Raw genomic sequence first — 16,474 nt, 5'->3', positions numbered from 1 at the left:
GGCTTTCACGACACCGACAGTAGATGGACGCACCCGTCCACTTCGCTAAAGTGAGAGCATGACAGCGCGTTTGTCCCACCCCGTGCGCTCCGATGCCCGGTACAACCGCGAGCACATCCTCGAAGCGGCCCGCGAGGTGTTCGCCACCGACGGCCTGAGCGCACCGATGCGCGAGGTGGCCCGCCGCGCCGGCGTCGGCCCCGCGACCCTCTACCGCCACTTCCCGACCAAGGAGGCGCTGGCCACCGAGGCGTTCGCCGAGCAGATGCAGGCGTGCGAGGTCATCGTGCGCGAAGGGCTCGCGGACCCCGACCCGTGGCGCGGCTTCTGCACCGTCGTCGAGAGGATCTGCGCCCTGCACGCCCGCGACCGGGGCTTCACCGCGGCCTTCACCTCCAACTTCCCCCGCGCCCTGGACTTCGCGGGCAGCCGCGAGCGGTCGCTGAAGGCGGTCGCGAAGCTCGCCCGCAAGGCCAAGCGGACCGGCCGGCTGCGCGAGGACTTCGTGGTCGACGACCTCGTCCTGGTGCTCATGGCGAACGGCGGCATCCGCGCCGCGACCCCGGAGGGCCGGGCCGCCGCGTCCCGGCGCTTCGCCGCGCTCGTGATCAGGGGGTTCGCGGCGTACTGATCGTGTCGCGTGGCCCGATCTCGGCCGCCGCGAACAACCGCTCGGCCGACGCGGCCGGGTCGCGGTGGTGCTCGGTCGCCATCACGATGCCGACGATCGATGTGCCGCGCTCGACCGCCGTGACGTCCGACGCCACCGCGCCCTCCGCCACCGTGCCCTCCGCCACCGTGCCCTCCGCCACCGCGCCCTCCGCCACCGCGCCCTCCGCCACCGCCCGCCGCAGCGGCGGCGGCCCGGCGGCCTCGCCGATCGCCGTCGCGCAGGAGTTCTCCCCGACCGGGTCCCCGTCGTGGGCGAGCGCCGTGGCGAGCCCCTTCGCGGTCACGCAGTAGGTGACCAGCTCACCCAGCCACGTCAACAGTGCCTCCCGGCCGAGGCCTGCGCCGTGCGCAGCGGACCTCCCGCCGAGATGCCGGAGACGGGTGCCGGGCACGACCGGATGAACGAGACCGGCATGGCGGGCCGGCCGGAGTTCGCACGGGCGCCGGGCCTGCCGCTCACGAGCTTCGAGGAGTGGGCGCGAGAGCACCTGGTCTGAGCCCGCCGGGTCGAGCGCCTCGTAGTCGGCCCGCTTCCCAGCGTGAGCGGCTCCACCGCGCCACTAGTCGCGACTGGTGAAGTATCCGAACGACTACAGACTGATGACCCGAATCGAGAAACAATGGACAAGGCATCCGTCGCTCGCTTCCTGCTGCTGGCTCTGCTGTGGGGGAGCAGCTTCACCTTCATCAAGGTCTCCCTCGAAGGCTTGACGCCGGGGCAGCTCGTGCTCGCCAGACTCGTGCTGGGGGCGGCGGTGCTGCTCAGCATCGCGGCCGTCCGCAAGGTCACCCTGCCGCGCTCCGCGCAGGTCTGGGGCCACATCGCCGCCGCCGGCCTGTTCGGCAACGTGATCCCGTTCCTGCTGCTGTCCTACGGCGAGAAGACCACGGGCGCGGGCATCGCGGGCGTGCTCATCGGCGCCACACCGCTGCTGACGCTGGCGCTCGCCACGGCCGCGCTGCCGACGGAGCGGGCGACCTCGCGCAAGGCGGTCGGCCTGGCGCTGGGCTTCGTCGGCGTGGTGCTGCTGATCGGCCCGTGGCACGAGTCGCTCGGGTCGCTCAGCGGCAGACTGGCCTGCTTCGGCGCGGCCATCAGCTACGCGATCGGCTTCGTGTACGTGCGCAAGTACCTGTCGCCGCTCGGCCTCGCGCCGCTGGCCCTGGCCGCGTCGCAGCTCGTCTCGGCGGCGGTGCTGCAGGCACTCGTGACGCCGTTCCTCGAGTGGCGCACACCGCACTTCACCGGCCCGGTCACGCTCAGCATCGTGCTGCTCGGCCTGCTCAGCACCGGCCTGGCGTACGTGCTCTACTTCCGCCTCATCGGTGACGTCGGCGCCACCACCGCCTCGGCGGTCAACTACGTGGTCCCGGTGTTCGCCGTGCTCGTCGGCGTGACGTTCCTCGGCGAACCCGTCACGTGGAACCTCTTGGCGGGCGGCCTGGTCGTGATGGTCGGCGTGGCCTACGCGGAGAACCGGCTCGGGCAGCTGCGCAAGGAGAAGGCGGGAGCGGTCCGGTGACCCCGCGGGCGCTGCTGCGCGTGGTCCTCGGCGACCTCGACATGGTCATGGACCGCGACCCGTCGATCCTGTCGCGCAGCGAGGCGCTGCTGCACCCGACGGTCATCGCGATCTGGGGCTGGCGCGTGTCGCACCGGCTGCACCTGCGAGGTCACCGCCGCGGCGCCCGCCTGGTCATGGTCCTCGCCCGCCTGCTCACCGGGGGCATCGAGATCCACCCCGGTGCGCGGATCGGCCGCGGCTTCTTCATCGACCACGGCGCGGGCGTCGTGATCGGCGAGACGGTGGAGATCGGCGACGACGTCACGATCTTCCACCAGGTGACGCTCGGCGCGGTCGGCTGGTGGCACGACAACCAGCGGCCGGAGGGGTCGCGGCGGCACCCGAAGCTCGGCGACCGGGTGGTCGTCGGGGCCAACGCGACGATCCTCGGCCCCGTCACCGTCGGGCACGACTCGGTGGTGGGCGCCCAGGCGCTCGTGATCCGGGACGTGCCGGCCGACTCGCGCGTCCTCGCACCGTTCTCCATCCCGAACCTGAGGTCGAGCCGCAGCGTCGCGAAGGCGGCCCGCCCGCGCCAGTCCGTGGTCGTCGCGGGCCAGCGGCACAAGGGCGCAGCGGTGTTCCCCAGCTGGTGAAAACCAACCGATCGGAGTGCTCGTGGACACCCGGCTCAGTCAGCCCCTCACCCGGCGGCCGCCCGCCCACTCGCTCGTCGACCTGATCGGTGGCACACCCACCGTCCGGCTCGACCTCGGCGTCACGACCGCGCAGCTCTTCGCCAAGCTGGAGATGGCCAACCCGCTGTCCAGCGTGAAGGACCGCGCCGCGCTCTACATGATCAACGGCGCGGAGCAGCGCGGGCAGCTCAGCAGGGGCACGGGCACCATCGTCGAGGCGACCTCGGGCAACACCGGCATCTCGATGGCCGCCATCGCCGCCGCACGCGGCTACAGGTGCGTGATCGTCCTGCCGGACAGCGCCACCAGCGAACGCCTGCAGCTGCTGCGCGCGTTCGGCGTGGAGATCGTGCTGACCCCGTACCAGGAGGGCTACGCGGCGGCGATCGCGAAGGCCGAGGAGATCCACCGCGAACGGCCGGGCTCGTGGTTCGCCTGCCAGCACGAGAACCCCGACAACGTGGCGGCGCACTACGCCACCACCGGCCCGGAGATCTGGAACGACACCGACGGCGAGGTGGACGTCTTCGTCTGCGGCGTCGGCACCGGCGGGACGCTCAGCGGCACGGCGCGGTACCTGAAGGAGCGCAACCCCGCGATCCGCGTGGTCGCGGTGGAGCCGGAGGGCTCACCCGTGCTCAGCCAGGGGTGGGGCGGCCTGCACCGCATCCCCGGCCTGAACGGCGGTTTCGTCGCCCCCACGACCGACGTCGACGTGATCGACGAGGTCCTGGCGGTCTCCAACGAGGACGCCTACGACACCGCGCGGGAGCTGGCGCGGACGGCGGGACTGCTGGTCGGCGTCTCGTCCGGCGCGGCGGCACACGCCTGCCGGGTCCTCGCGGCACGCCCGGAGCTCGCGGGCAAGAACTTGGTCACCGTCTTCCCGGACACGGGCGAGCGGTACCTCTCGTGGTTCAACCAGGAAGACACGACGGCTCACAGCGGCGAGAAGCACGAAGCGATCAACGAGGAGTGACCAGACATGACTCAGGTGTCCAACATCCTGCTTCCCGGCGAGGGTGAGTCGGTGCAGATCGGCACCACCACCCACACGACCTTCAAGGCGAGGGGCAGCGAGACGGACGGCCGGCTGGGCCTGTACGAGCACCGCATGGCCGCCGGAGCACCCGGCGCCTCGCCGCACGTGCACAACGAGCAGCTGGAGGCGTTCTACGTCCTGCACGGCATGGTGGAGCTGCACCTCGACGGCAAGTCGTTCGCCGCCCCGCCCGGCACCTACGTGAACGTGCCGATGGGGGTCTCGCACGGGTTCCACAACCCGTACGAGGACCAGGCCACGATGCTGATCATCTTCACGCCCGCGCTCAACCGCGAGGAGTACTTCCGCGGCCTCGCCGAGATGTACGCGGACGGCAACAAGCCCAGTGAGGACGAGTTGCTGACGTTGATGGCGAAGTACGACCAGTTCGAGGTGACGATGAACGGCCACAACGTCCCGAACTGGGGCCGGCACTGAGAACGGACGCGGGGCGGGCGCTCGAGGGCGCCCGCCCGCGCACCGGTCAGGGCAGGGTCACGAACGGGCGCAGGAAGTCCCGCGCGCCGGGCGTGTCGAGCCGGTAGACGACGTTGGTCGCGTAGCAGGGCGAGTCACCGGTGATCGTGGTGGCGGCGAGGACCCGCTTGCCGTCGATCGTGGCGAAGTTCGGGCCGCCGGAGTCGCCGTAGCAGGCCCCGCCGTTGCCCTGCGGAGCGGTCATGGCGAGCCGGGCCCACGCGTTGTTCAGGGCGTTGAACGTGACCGGCGCCTTCATCCGCACTCCGCCACCGGGGTGCGTGTGCCCGCCGGGACCGCGGCGGGCCTCCTGCGTGCCGTAGCCCGCGACGACCCACGACGTGGCGTCGAGGCCCTGCGGGCCGAGCTGCCCCAGCCGGTTCGCGGTCGGCAGCGTCGCCGGGGTGAACGACCACCGGGCCTTCATCTGCGCGGCGGAGACCTCGACGACCGAGATGTCGTGCGTGTCGGCCGCCGTGCCGGGGTAGGCCGGGTGGTTGTGCGCGGTGCCGGGGACGCCGACCGCCGCGGCGATCTGCGCCGGGGTGCCGGTGGCGCTGTCGAGCGCGGACTGGACGTCCTGGTGCAGCGAGACGTAGAACTTCACGTTCGCCGGCCAGTCGCTGGTGCAGTGCGCGGCGGTGAGGAAGGTGTCGGCGTCGGCCATGGTGCCGCTGCAGACCCAGTCGACGCGGTCCGGGGTCGCCGGGTCGTCGTCGTTGTCCCAGGTGGCGACGAGTGCGCCGACCTCGGTGCGTTCGGGCGCGGGCGTGGCGTTGTAGGAGTTGATCGCGGAAGCGGGAAGTGCTGCTGCGACGAGGATGGCGGCGGTGGCCGCGGTTGCCCTGATCAGACGCATGGAGTTGCTCCTTCGACGGCTGCGCGGATTCAACCCCCGCGCGCGCCGTCCCGGAAGCCTTCACAGATGACTGGCACGGCCGCCGCGGGCGAATAACACCCTCGAACGCGGGTATGAGCTCCCCATGCGTCTTGGCGTGCTGGACATCGGGTCGAACTCCGCGCAGCTGCAGGTCGTCGACGTCCGCCCCGGCGCACCACCGCTGCCCGCGCACTCGGTGAAGGAGCCGACGCTGCTCGGTGAGGAGATCGAGCCGGACGGGTCGGTCAGCCCCGCCGGGGTCGAGCGGGTGGTCCGGGCCGTGGCGGACGCGGTCGGCGCCGCCTACCGGCACGGCGTCGACCAGCTCTACACGTTCGCGACCTCGGCGGTGCGCGACGCCACCAACCGCGACGAGATCGTCGACCGCATCCACGCCGACGTCGGGATGCGGCCGCAGTTCCTGTCCGGCGAGCACGAGGCGCGCCTGACGTACCTCGCCGCGCACCGCTGGTACGGGTGGTCGGTCGGGCGGTTGCTGGTGCTCGACATCGGCGGCGGGTCCATGGAGATCGCGCTCGGGCGGGACGCCGACCCGGAGCTCGCCCTGTCGCTCCCGCTCGGAGCGGGCCGCCTGACCAGGGCGTTCCTGTCGAGCGACCCGCCGCGGCCCCCGGAGTTGAAGGCGTTGCGGCGCCACGTGCGCGAGACGCTGGCCGAGGTGGTCGACCGGCTGCGCTGGGAGAGCGTGCCGCACAAGGTCGTCGCCACCTCCAAGACGTTCAAGCAGCTGGCCCGGCTCGCGGGGGCGCCGCCGCAGCGCGAGGGCCCGTTCGTCGACCGGGACCTCACCGTCGAGGACGTCCGCCGCTGGATCCCGCGGCTGGCCAGGATGTCCGCGGCGCAGCGGGCGAGGTTGCGCGGGGTGTCGCAGCCCCGGGCCAGGCAGATCCTGGCCGGTGCCGTGGTCGCGCACGCCACGATGAGCGCGCTCGGTGTGGAACGGCTCCAGGTCTGCCCGTGGGCGTTGCGGGAGGGGATCATGTTGCGGCACCTGGAAACCACGGCGGACAGCGCGGTCGCCCTGCCGTTGCAGCCGCTCGTGCGCCTGCCCGAACAACTCGATGCCACGGTGACCCCGTTGCACCAGCCCTCGGAGTAGTCACGGCACGGCGGGGACGGCGTTCCGCACTCCTCCGGTGAACGCCTGAGCCCTGGGGGCCGAGGGGGGACAGCAGCGGGTGCAGAGCGCCGAACGCCAGTTCGGACTCGACGCCGGCACCGCGCACCACCCGCATGCCGCCGGCCTCCGCCGCGGCGTGGTCGGGCAACGCGGACCTGCCGATGCCGCCTCGCCGCGCAGCACCGGTGCCGCGGCCTGGAGCCCGCCCGCGACCCGCCGCCACCGCGACACCTCCGGGGACACGGGCCGCAACCGCTGGGAGGCCGTGGTCGTACCACCGGCTCCCGGTCGTGCTCTCACGCCACCGGGAGCCGGACCGCGGGCAACCCCTGTCAGGGACAGGCGGAGAACAACTTCCGGGTGCCGGGACCCGCGTACGCCGCCCGATCGGTGAACCGGCACCCGAACGTCTCCGAGGCCACCGCGGACCGGTCACCGACGGCGTCACCGGCGGGCTTCCTGCCGCGGTCGGTCCACGCCACCAGGTCGTCCCAGGCCGCACCGGCCTCCGAGGGCGAGAACTCGCAGTGGTCCACCGTGCGGATCGCCCGCTGCACCAGCCACCTCGACTGGCCGTTGCGGGCGACGTCGCCGCGGTACTCCTGCTCCATCGAGAACGGCACGAACAGGTCGCCCAGGCCGTGCAGGGAGACCACCGGCACCCGCGGCTTGCCCGCGATCCTCGGGATCTCGGTGAGCGCGGGGGACAGGCGCGAGCGCCAGTCGGCCGGCAGGACCCGTTGCACCGCGCGGTTCAGGTCGACCGGCGAGCTGGGCTGGTAGCGGGTGCCGAGGTTGGTCGCGAGGCGGCCGGGGTCGAAGGCGAGCGGCGCGTCCGGGGCGGGCGGGGAGGCGAGGCCGAAGAGGAAGTTCTTCCAGAACGCGAACGCGGGGGTCGCGCCGGGGCGGGGGCCGCCGCTGCGTTCGACCGTGACCGCGCGGAACTGGGCGCCGCGGGCGGTCACGGTGTCGGGGCCGCCCGGTACGAGGGTGGTGAGCCCCAGTTCCTCCTGGATGCGCGGCACCACCGCGGTGAGGTAGTCGGCCGGGACCGGGTAGGTGCCGATGCCGGAGAGCTTCTGCGCCGTCAGCTGGTAGTCGAGGAAGAAGTCGAACAGCTCGTGGTCGCCGAGCACGCCGCACATCGGCAGGGCGCCGTCGTAGAAGCCGGGGTACTGCTCCAGCGAACGGCCGATCACGTGGCCGCCCATCGAGACGCCCGCGATCAGGACCTGCTTCGGCCTCGCCACCAGCGTGCCGAAGTGGCGAGCCAGGTCGTGCGTGGCCTGGACACCGGCGCGGACGTCGTACCCATTGCCGTAGTAGGAGGACGCCGCCCACGCGTAGCCCTGGCCGAGCAGGCGGGTGCGCAGTCCGTAGGCGGGCGGGTCCACGGTGAGGACGGTGCCGGTGCCCCGGTAGCCGTGCGCCCACATGGCCAGCCGGCCGTTCCAGTTCGGGGGCACCTCGACGATGTACGCGGAGTGCCTGTGCACGCCCTGCAGCACGCGCGTCGGCTTGCCGCCGACGACCTCGGGCTTCAGCGGCGGGTTCGAGATGGTGTAGCCCGGCAGGGGCTGGTCACCGGGCGTCGGTGGTGACGCCAGCGCGGGAGCACCACCCGCGAAGAGCACCAGTCCGAGCAACGACACCACGAGCCGTGTACGCATGCCACACCTCCGTCGGGCTCCATTCCACCCGCCGGACGCGTCCCGGTCACCCCCTCAACGGCCGAATGACGAACCGTTCCGGTCGTCGCCGAGGAGGCCGGGGTGGTCCTTGAGCTGACGGCGCGAGGCCACACCGAGCTTGCGGAAGATCGCGCGCAGGTGCGCGTCGACCGTGCGCTTGCTGATGAACAGCTGGGTGGCGACCTCGGTCGACGTGGCCCCGGCGGCCACCAGCCGCGCGACGGCCACCTGCTGCATCGTGAGCTGTCCGTGGACCTGGTCGGAGCGGCGCTCCACCCGGTGCCCGGCGGCGCGCAGCTCGTCGGCCGCCCTGTGCGCGAACGCCTCCGCGCCCGCCGCCGTCAGCAGGTCGTGGGCGGTGCGCAGCTCGCGCAGGCCGTCCCTGCGGCGGCCCTGGCGGCGCAGCCACTCGCCGTAGAGCAGGTGCGCGCGGCCCTGGTACGGGCGCAGCGGCGCCTCCGCCAGGCACTCGACGGCTTCGCGGTAGTCGTCCTCCGCACCGGTCACGAGGCCGCGGGCGTACGCCGTGACGCCCCGGCCGAGCGCGGTCCCGGCGGCGCCGGTGCGTTCGGTCAGCGACGCCAGCGCCCGCTCCGCCACGGCGGGCTCGCGGCACTTGACGGCGGCCTCGACGAGCTCGGGCAGGGCGGCCCCGGTGAGGAAGAGGTCGCCGTGCCGCGTCGCCGCCGTGGCCGCGGCGAGGGCGGCGGGGTAGTCGGCGACGCCGTTGTGCAGCAGCGCCGCGGACCAGTGCAGGCTCGCGACCTGCCCGGACTGCCCGAGCAGGTCCAGGGTCTCCCCGCGTCGGCCCCGCATCGCCGCGAGCAGCAGCCGGTGGTGGCGCAGGGGAGGTTCGCCGACCGCGTCCGCGACGGCCTCCTCCTCCGCGGTCGCGGCGAGCGCCAGTCCCAGGTCTCCCGCGAGCACGGCGGAGGTGGCCTGCTGGGCGAAGGCGAGGCGCAGCAGCAACGGCGAGCCCGACTCCCGGCCCGCCTTCACGAGCCAGTCGGACAGGGCGAAGTGGGTGTCGAGGTCCCACAGCTCGGTGCTGATCATCGACGCCAGGGCGGGCCGCCTGCTCCACAACGGGCCGCCCTCGGCGCGCAACGCGTCGCGCAGCAGCGGGATGGCGGCGCGGTGGCCGTCCTCGCCGAGGACGACCAGCGCTTCGAGGAGGTCGGGCGACGCGGGAGCCGGCGCGGACTCCCGCGCGGCGGTGATGACCTCGTCGACCACCCCGCCGGCGCGGCCGACGACGAAGCTCATCTCGAGGGCGTCGAGGAAGTACTCGCGGGACAGGGCGGGGTCGAGGTGCGCGAGGCGCCGGGCCGCGCGCACCGTCCACGACGGACCGCTGCCGTCCGCGGGACGGGTGAAGGCGATCCGGCCCCGCAGCAGGTCGGCGCGGGCGTGCTGCGCCTCGTCCGGCGTCTCGACGGTCGCGAGGAGGTCCGCCGCCCGTTCCGCGTCCCCCGCCTCGATGCCGGCCTCCACCGCGGTGAGCGTCCGTTCGACCCGGCGGTGCGGGTCCAGTGACAGCGCGACCGCGCGTTCGAGGAACGCGGCCGCCGCCGCGACCCCGCCGCGGGCTCTGGCCCGCGCCGCGCAGCGTTCGAGATCGCGCGCGACGTCCTCGTCCGGGCCCGCGCACGCCTGGGCGCGGTGCCACGCCCGCCGGTCCGGCGCCGTGAGCGCGTCGGTGGCGTCGGCGAGCGCTCCGTGCACCGCGCGCCGCAGGCCGTCGTCCGCGGCGCGGTAGACCGCCGAGCGGGCCAGCGGGTGGCAGAAGCGGACGCGGGCGGCGAACTCGACCAGTCCGGTGGCGGCCGCTCCGGCGCTCGCCACCGGCACGTCGACGCCGAGCGCCGCGGCGGCGGGCCACAGCAGGCCGGGATCACCGGTGGGGTCGGCGCTCGCGATGGTCAGCAGCACTCGCGTGCCCGCGGAGAGGCCGGTCAGCCGCGCCCGGAACCCGTCCTCGACCCTGGCCGACGCGGACGCCCCGGCGGGCACCCCGAAACCGCCGGCCGACGGGAGTTCGAGCAGCGCCAGAGGGTTGCCGTTCGCCTCGGCGACGAGCCGGTCGCGGACCCGGTCGTCGAGCGGGAACGGGTTCCGCGCCGCCAGCAGGGCCTTGACGTCGTGGTCGCCCAACCGCTCCACGCCGAGGTGGTCAATACCGTCCACTGTGGACGGTGAACGGGCGGCGAGCAGCACCGCGACGGGATCGGCCGCGACCCGCCGGGCGAGGAAGGCCAGCGCCAGGGACGAGGCCGCGTCGAGCCACTGCGCGTCGTCGACCACGCACAGCACCGGCCGGTCGCCGCCCGCCGCCGTGACGAGGTCGAGCACCGCGAGACCGACCTCGAAGGGCTGCGGCGTCCCGTCCACCAGCCCGAACGCGATCCGCAACGCCTCGCGCCGCCGCGCGGGCAGGTCGCCGAGCCGGTCGAGCACCGGGACGCACAGCTGGTGCAGCGCGGCGTACGGCAGCTCCTGCTCGAACTCGGCCCCGTCCGCCCGCAGCACCAGGAACCCGGAGGCCTCCCGCACCGCGTGCGCCAGCAGGGCGCTCTTGCCGATTCCCGCCTCGCCGCGGAGCACCAACGCTCCGCCGCGCCCCGCTCGCGCGCCACCGACGAGTTCGCCGACACGGCGTTTCTCGCCGTGCCGGCCGAACAACGCGGCGTCGAGGACGGGACCGGTCACGCCGTCCATTGTGGCGGCGGGACGTCACCCCGTGGCCGCGGGGACCTCCTCCCGCCGGGCCGGCGCCGCGAGGAACCGCTGGATGATGAAGTACTCGGACACCAGGACGTTGCCGAGCAACGACAGCCACGCGCTCACCGTGTAGACCTCCCGGTACTCCAGCCAGGGCACCGAGTCCATCAGCGCGAGGAGCGGCAGCTGGTACAGCCGCAGCGTCACCGCGGCGAACGTGAGCGCGTAGTTGCGGATCATCCAGATCCGGTGCTGCCGGACCTCCCGCCGCCGGATCGTGGCGTAGGCCTTCGCCGCGGTGTACAGCCACGCCGCGATCAGCACGAAGAAGGCCACCTGCAGCGCGAACCCGCTCTTGGTCACCGCGGACGAGTAGATCGCGGCGAGCGAGGCGACGACGACCGAGACCAGGTACACCCGGCCCGTCACGCGGTGCAGCCCGGGGTAGCGGGCCCGGAACCGCGGCACGAACTGCCACGGGCCGGTGATCAGCGCGATCCCGGCGGGAACGGCGTGGATCACGAGGCTCGTGTAGTACCCCGGCGTGACGCGGTCGAGGTTCGGCACGGTCGTGCCCCCGACGAGGTACGGCGGGACGAAGACGCCGGCGGTGACGAGCGCCAGGACGGCGAGGAGACCCCAGAGGAACCACCACCAGCGCTTGCCGGTGTTCCGTGAGGTGACTGCTGTGGACATGGGCCGATCCTGACCGCGGCGGGGGTGCCGCCGCGTCGGCACAACATGCCTATCTTCGGCGTGCCCCGGCGCGGGATCACGGTCGTGAACGACGGCGCCTCCGGGACCGGCTGCCGGGCGAGGGCGGAGACCTGGGGGTGGAGCAGCGGAACGGCGAGTTCGTCACGGCCGCGATCTGTTCCGGCGGTGGCGTGATGACGACGGTCGTGCCGGCAGACGACGAGGCCCTGCTGCGCAAGGCGATCGCGTCCACCGCCGCGGTCACGGCGGTCGTGGTGACCACCGTGACCTGACGGCTGCCGGAGCGCTCGGAACACGAGCGCGGGCAGGGGGAGCGCTTCGAGCCGCGGGAGGGTGGTGCGGTCGAGTCGCGGAAGACGGCCGGACGGTGCCGGTAGCGGCGCGGTGCCGTGGCAGTGCTCGTCACTGCCACGGCACCGCTCAGTGCCGCAGCGCCTTGCACGCGCTGGGGCTGCGGGCATCGCGGCCACCGCCGTCAGCCGCGATGCCCTGCCGGTGCGGGAGGTCTCCGGCGGGAGCCGGGGCCCTCCCGCCTCCGATCACGCGGCCTGGCAGGAGATGCTCGGCCAGTTCCAGTTGCCGCCGTGCTGGATCGTGAACCCGAACGTGTTGCCGCTGCCGTTGGGCCGTGCGGTCATGACGTTCGCCGACGGCCAGGTCGCGCTGGTGTTCCAGGTCGCGATGATCCGCTGCGGTGAGCTGACGGTGACCGTGACGATCCAGTTGTCCGTGCCCGAGACGGTGACGTTGCCGTTGAAGCGGTCACTCCACTTCTCGCCCTCGGAGTACGTCGCGGTGCAGCCCCCGCCGCCGGGGTTGCTGGACGTGGTCGTCGTGGTGGTGGGCGGCGTGGTGCCGGTGCCGCTGTTCAGGGCGCTGAGGACCGAGTTGTACGCGGCCTTCTTGTTGCCGCTGCCGTCGAACAGCAGCGGGGTGCCCGAGGCGCGCCACGAGTCGGTGTCGCGGATGCCCCACACCGTGATGCCGGTGCAGCGGGCGACCGCGAGGCACGCCTGCGTGACGCCCTGGTACTGCTGGGCCTGCGTGCTGCCGGAGCCCTCGATGTCGAGCTCGGTGATCTGCACGTCGACGCCGAGGTTCGCGAAGTTCTGCAGGGTGGTGTGGTAGTTGGACGGAACGGGGTTGCCGCTGTTGAAGTGGGCCTGGAAGCCGACGCAGTCGATCGGCACGCCGCGGGACTTGAAGTCCTGCACCATCCGGTAGACGCCCTGGGTCTTGGCGTGCGACCAGTTGTCGGTGTTGTAGTCGTTGTAGCAGAGCTTGGCACCGGGGTCGGCCGCACGGGCCGCGCGGAACGCCGCCTCGATCCAGTCGTTGCCGGTGCGCTGGAGGTTCGAGTCACGACGGCCGCCGCTGCTGCCGTCGGCGAACGCCTCGTTCACCACGTCCCAGGCGTAGATCTTGCCGCGGTAGTACGTCGCGACCTGGGTGACGTGGTTCAGCATCGCGTTGCGCAACGCCGTGCCGGACATGTTCTGCATCCAGCCCGGCTGCTGCGAGTGCCACGCCAGCGCGTGACCGCGGATCCGCTTGCCCTGGCCCCGGGCCTGGTTCACGATCCGGTCCGCGTTGCCGTAGCTGAACTGGTTCTGGTTCGGCTCGGTCGCGTCCATCTTCATCTCGTTCTCGGCCGTGACCATGTCGAACTCACGGTTGAGGATCCCGACGTACGTCGAGTCACCGAGCTTGTTCGCCGCGACGGCGGTGCCGAAGTACCGGCCGCTCTGCTGAGCGGCGGCGGCGAGGGTGGAGGCGGCACCACTGGCGGGCGAGGCCGCGAGGACCGCGGCACCCACGGTCGCGGCGACCAGGGTCGACACGAGCGATGCTCGTGCAACTGACTTCGCTGTCAGCGTCATTTTCGGCGCTTTCTGAGAGCACCCGTGAAAATACGGGTGGAAACGGTATTCGGGCGAGGAGAACCCGGTTCGAGCGGGCGGATCGCGCCAAATCCGCTCCCCGCTCGACTCAGGTCCCCAGCAGTATCAGCAGACCCACTCGGCCCGATCAAGGCCTGTTCACCCGGCTGGTCTCCCGTCGGAGGGGATCGGGAACGGGTGAACCGGAGTCGAATCACCGTCGAACGCGCAAGTCGGCGGGTCGATCGGTGCCCGGCCGTTCGACGCGGTGGTTGTGAATGTTTCGAAAACTTCCGGACCGTGAATTCGCCACCCGGTTCTGTCAGGAGGGACCGGCGAGGTAGCGCGTCACCATGTCGACGAGCTCCTCCTCGATCTTGCCGGCGGGCTGCTCGAACGCCGCCAGGCGGTGCGTGTTCAGCTCCACGGTGAAGACGACGAGGTCGACGGCCGCGTCGAGGTCCCGCACGCGCACGTCCGGGTGGCGGGCGAACACGGCACGGACCTCGGCGACGCGCTGCTCGCCGTGCCGGGTGATCGTCTCGCGCAGCTCCGCGGAGAGCTGGCCCTCCTCGATCATGATCCGCAGCAGCCGCGGGTCGTCGCGGTGGTTGTCGATCGCGTCGCGGACCAGCGCCCGCACGACCGACTCCAGCGAGCCCGGTGAGAAGTCGAGCCGGTCGGCCCGCGTCCAGGTGCCCCGGTCGATGTGGCGGACCATCAGCTCGGCGAGGATCGCGTCCTTGTTCGGGAAGTACTGGTACAGCGACCCGATCGACACGCGGGCCTGCTCGGCGATGCGGTTGGTGGTGCCCGCGGCGTACCCGTGCTCGGAGAAAACGTGAGCAGCCGCGGTCAGGATGCGGTCGCGGGTCAGCTCCGCGCGCACCTGCCGGGGCTTGCGACGTGGCTCGACATCGCGGTTCGACGACGGCATGGCGACCTTTCCGAAGGCAGGGCGAAAGCGAGTACCCAGAACATGAGCAAAACCTCATAATAATGTCATGAGCTGCGAAAACGATGTGATACACCGGCTTGGCACCGTGGAGGAGGTCGAAGCCGTCATCGGGCGCCCGGCGTCGATGGTCAGGTTGAAGCAGCTCTCCGCGCTCGACGACGGCTGCCTCGCCGTCCTCGCCCGCAGTCCGATCGCCGGCTTCGGCCACCGGGACTCCGCGGGCACGAGCAGGACCACGTTCGTCGGTGGCGCCAAGGGTTTCGTGCGCGTGCACTCGCCGACGCGGATCTCCTTCCCGCTGGACGGGGCCGCCGATGGCCCGGCGTCGCTGGTCTTCCTCCTACCGGGAGCGGGGGAGACGTTGCGGGTCAACGGTGTCGTGCGCCGAGGCGGTTTCGACGTCGAGGAGGTGTACGTGCACTGCGCCCAGGCCGTGCTGCGGTCCGGGCTGTGGCAGGCACCCGCCGCGGCACCGCTCGCCCCCGAGGCGGGCGACGGGCCGCTCGCGGCGCCCGGCGTCGCGGACTTCGTCGCCGCCTCACCGTTCCTCGTGCTGTCCACCTGGGACTCTTCCGGCGGGAGCGACACGAGTCCGCGCGGCGACCAGCGGCAGGTGGCGCGGATCGTCGACGGCCGCACGCTCGTCATCGCGGACCGCCGGGGCAACCGGCGGGCGGACACGCTCCACAACCTGTTGAGCGACAACAGGATCTCGTTCGCGGCGCTCGTGCCGGGACGCAACGGCGTGTTGCACGGCCGCGGCAGGGCGACGATCACCGTGGACCCGGCCGTGCTGGAACCGCTGTCGCTGCGCGGCGTCCCGCCGCACGCCGCCTTGCTGATCGACGTCGAGGCCGCCGAGCTGACCGCGAACGACGCGGTGACGCGCGCCCGGCTGTGGAACCCGGCCGCCCGCGGGGAGGTCCCGGACCTGATGGCCCTCGCGAGCCGGCACCTCGCCGCGAACTCCCCGAAGGGGCGCTCCGTGCTGCTCGGGATCGCGGCACGGGTGCCGGCGCGGTGGCTGCGGGCGTTGATGAACCTCGCCTACCGCTCGGGCCTGCGCAAGGAGGGCTACGAGGTCGCCCCGCTCGAAGGCCGCGCGACCGCACCGGAAGCCGATCCGGTGCGGGAGGTGCGCGTGGCCGAGGTCCGGCACGAGACGCCGAGTGCCGTGACGCTGGTGCTGGAGGACGGCAGGCCGTTCGACTTCCTGCCCGGCCAGTTCTTCACGCTGGTGACCGACATCGGCGGCGAGCAGGTGCGCAGGCCGTACTCGGCGTCCTGCGCACCGGGTGGCACGCGCCTGGAGGTCACGGTCAAGCAGGTCGGCCGGTTCTCCACGCACGTCCGCTCGCTGCGGCCCGGCGACCGGCTGGGCGTGCGCGGCCCGTCCGGTGCCTTCCGGGTGGGGACCGGCCACGACGTCGTGCTGGTCGCGGCGGGCAGCGGCATCACGCCGGTGATGAGCGTGATCCGCACCCTGCTCGCCGGACCGGGCGGCGACCGGATCGCCCTGCTCTACAGCAACCGGACCGCCGAGGACACGATCTTCGCCGCCGAGCTCGCCGCACTGGGGGAGGAGCACCCCGATCGGTTCTCGGTCACGCACGTGCTGACGTCCCGCGACGGACGCCTCGACGGCCCTCGTTTCCGGAGCTGGACGCGAGAACTCGCACTCGGGCCGGCCACCCGGTTCTACCTCTGCGGTCCCGACCCCCTCGTGGAGAGCCTGCGGCGAACGCTGGAGCAGCTCGGCGTCCCGGACGACCACGTCCACGCCGAGAGCTACACCGGCGCCTCGGCCTCGGCCGGATCCGCCACGCCGCACCGGATGCGGGTCGAGAGCGGTGGCCGCGTCGTCGGCACGGCGGTGGTCGAACCGGGTCGGACGCTGCTCGACGCCGGCCTCGCCGCGGGCCTGCCGATGCCCTACAGCTGCACGGTCGGCAGCTGCCGGGAGTGCGCGGTGAAGCTGCTCGGAGGACAGGTCTCCCACCAGACGGAGGACGGTCTTGTGCTCACCTGCACGAGTGCGCCGCTGACGGACGTGACGCTGGAGGTGTAGCCCTCGTCCAGTTCGCCCAGGTCC

Annotated in this window: 16 protein-coding genes; 9 read left to right on the top strand and 7 right to left on the bottom strand. The window is 72.6% G+C overall.

All coding sequences use genetic code 11. The features are described 5' to 3' along the window. Positions 1-58 precede the first annotated feature (58 nt). The gene (locus tag L6E10_RS32560; RefSeq protein ID WP_236223981.1) at positions 59-631 is read left to right on the top strand and encodes a TetR/AcrR family transcriptional regulator; all 573 of its coding nucleotides are present in this window, start codon (positions 59-61) and stop codon (positions 629-631) included. Here L6E10_RS32560 and L6E10_RS32555 read toward each other — a convergent pair. After that, the gene (locus tag L6E10_RS32555; protein WP_236223980.1) at positions 609-989 is read right to left on the bottom strand and encodes a hypothetical protein; all 381 of its coding nucleotides are present in this window, start codon (positions 987-989) and stop codon (positions 609-611) included. The two genes, L6E10_RS32560 and L6E10_RS32555, sit on opposite strands and share 23 nt — an antisense overlap. A gap of 27 nt (positions 990-1,016) precedes the next feature. On the opposite strand from L6E10_RS32555, the gene L6E10_RS32550 reads away from it, so the two are divergent. The 5 genes from L6E10_RS32550 (at position 1,017) to L6E10_RS32530 (ending at position 4,355) form a co-directional block, all read left to right on the top strand. Further along, a complete protein-coding gene (locus L6E10_RS32550; protein WP_236223979.1) occupies positions 1,017-1,169 on the top strand; it encodes a hypothetical protein in 153 nt (50 codons plus the stop codon). 123 nt (positions 1,170-1,292) lie between these two features. Further along, complete coding sequence (locus tag L6E10_RS32545) at positions 1,293-2,195, top strand: DMT family transporter (protein WP_236223978.1); 903 nt, start codon at positions 1,293-1,295, stop codon at positions 2,193-2,195. Then, a complete protein-coding gene (gene epsC, locus L6E10_RS32540; protein ID WP_236223977.1) occupies positions 2,192-2,833 on the top strand; it encodes a serine O-acetyltransferase EpsC in 642 nt (213 codons plus the stop codon). Before L6E10_RS32545 ends, epsC begins: the two co-directional genes overlap by 4 nt. Before the next feature lie 22 nt (positions 2,834-2,855). Next, entirely contained in the window at positions 2,856-3,854 is a 999-nt protein-coding gene (gene cysK, locus L6E10_RS32535) for a cysteine synthase A (RefSeq protein WP_236223976.1), read from the top strand. Between the two features lie 6 nt (positions 3,855-3,860). Further along, positions 3,861-4,355, top strand: coding sequence for a cupin domain-containing protein (locus L6E10_RS32530; protein WP_236223975.1), 495 nt, complete (start codon positions 3,861-3,863; stop codon positions 4,353-4,355). Positions 4,356-4,401: 46 nt separating this feature from the next. On the opposite strand, the gene L6E10_RS32525 is transcribed toward L6E10_RS32530, so the two are convergent. Then, positions 4,402-5,253, bottom strand: a complete 852-nt coding sequence (locus L6E10_RS32525; protein ID WP_236223974.1) for a trypsin-like serine protease — start codon at positions 5,251-5,253, stop codon at positions 4,402-4,404. Positions 5,254-5,377: 124 nt separating this feature from the next. On the opposite strand from L6E10_RS32525, the gene L6E10_RS32520 reads away from it, so the two are divergent. After that, positions 5,378-6,394 (top strand): hypothetical protein, encoded by a 1,017-nt coding sequence (locus tag L6E10_RS32520; RefSeq protein ID WP_236223973.1) that lies wholly within the window; start codon positions 5,378-5,380, stop codon positions 6,392-6,394. Positions 6,395-6,747: 353 nt separating this feature from the next. Here L6E10_RS32520 and L6E10_RS32515 read toward each other — a convergent pair whose 3' ends face one another. Genes L6E10_RS32515 through L6E10_RS32505 form a run of 3 tightly spaced genes read right to left on the bottom strand, consistent with a single transcriptional unit; the run spans position 6,748 to position 11,523 of the window. Then, the gene (locus tag L6E10_RS32515) at positions 6,748-8,085 is read right to left on the bottom strand and encodes a S9 family peptidase (protein WP_236223972.1); all 1,338 of its coding nucleotides are present in this window, start codon (positions 8,083-8,085) and stop codon (positions 6,748-6,750) included. Positions 8,086-8,139: 54 nt separating this feature from the next. After that, the gene (locus L6E10_RS32510) at positions 8,140-10,815 is read right to left on the bottom strand and encodes an AAA family ATPase (RefSeq protein ID WP_236223971.1); all 2,676 of its coding nucleotides are present in this window, start codon (positions 10,813-10,815) and stop codon (positions 8,140-8,142) included. A 24-nt stretch (positions 10,816-10,839) separates the two neighbouring features. Further along, positions 10,840-11,523, bottom strand: coding sequence for a DUF2306 domain-containing protein (locus L6E10_RS32505; RefSeq protein WP_236223970.1), 684 nt, complete (start codon positions 11,521-11,523; stop codon positions 10,840-10,842). A 137-nt stretch (positions 11,524-11,660) separates the two neighbouring features. Between L6E10_RS32505 and L6E10_RS32500 the strand changes: the two genes are divergently transcribed. Continuing rightward, a complete protein-coding gene (locus L6E10_RS32500; RefSeq protein WP_236223969.1) occupies positions 11,661-11,816 on the top strand; it encodes a hypothetical protein in 156 nt (51 codons plus the stop codon). Positions 11,817-12,083: 267 nt separating this feature from the next. Here the strand turns inward: L6E10_RS32500 and L6E10_RS32495 are convergent, their stop codons facing one another. Continuing rightward, positions 12,084-13,424: an endo-1,4-beta-xylanase gene (locus L6E10_RS32495; RefSeq protein WP_236223968.1), complete on the bottom strand. Its 1,341-nt coding sequence runs from the start codon at positions 13,422-13,424 to the stop codon at positions 12,084-12,086. Between the two features lie 322 nt (positions 13,425-13,746). After that, positions 13,747-14,361: a TetR/AcrR family transcriptional regulator gene (locus L6E10_RS32490; protein ID WP_236223967.1), complete on the bottom strand. Its 615-nt coding sequence runs from the start codon at positions 14,359-14,361 to the stop codon at positions 13,747-13,749. 106 nt (positions 14,362-14,467) lie between these two features. Here L6E10_RS32490 and L6E10_RS32485 point away from each other — a divergent pair, with 106 nt between their 5' ends. Continuing rightward, positions 14,468-16,450, top strand: coding sequence for a 2Fe-2S iron-sulfur cluster-binding protein (locus L6E10_RS32485; RefSeq protein WP_236223966.1), 1,983 nt, complete (start codon positions 14,468-14,470; stop codon positions 16,448-16,450). Positions 16,451-16,474: the final 24 nt, after the last annotated feature.

Origin of the sequence: Lentzea sp. CC55 (assembly GCF_021056325.1) — a bacterium.
GTDB classification, from domain to species: Bacteria; Actinomycetota; Actinomycetes; order Mycobacteriales; family Pseudonocardiaceae; genus Lentzea; species Lentzea jiangxiensis.
Note: the sequence above shows the minus strand (reverse complement) of the source record. Positions and strands in the feature narration are given on the sequence as shown.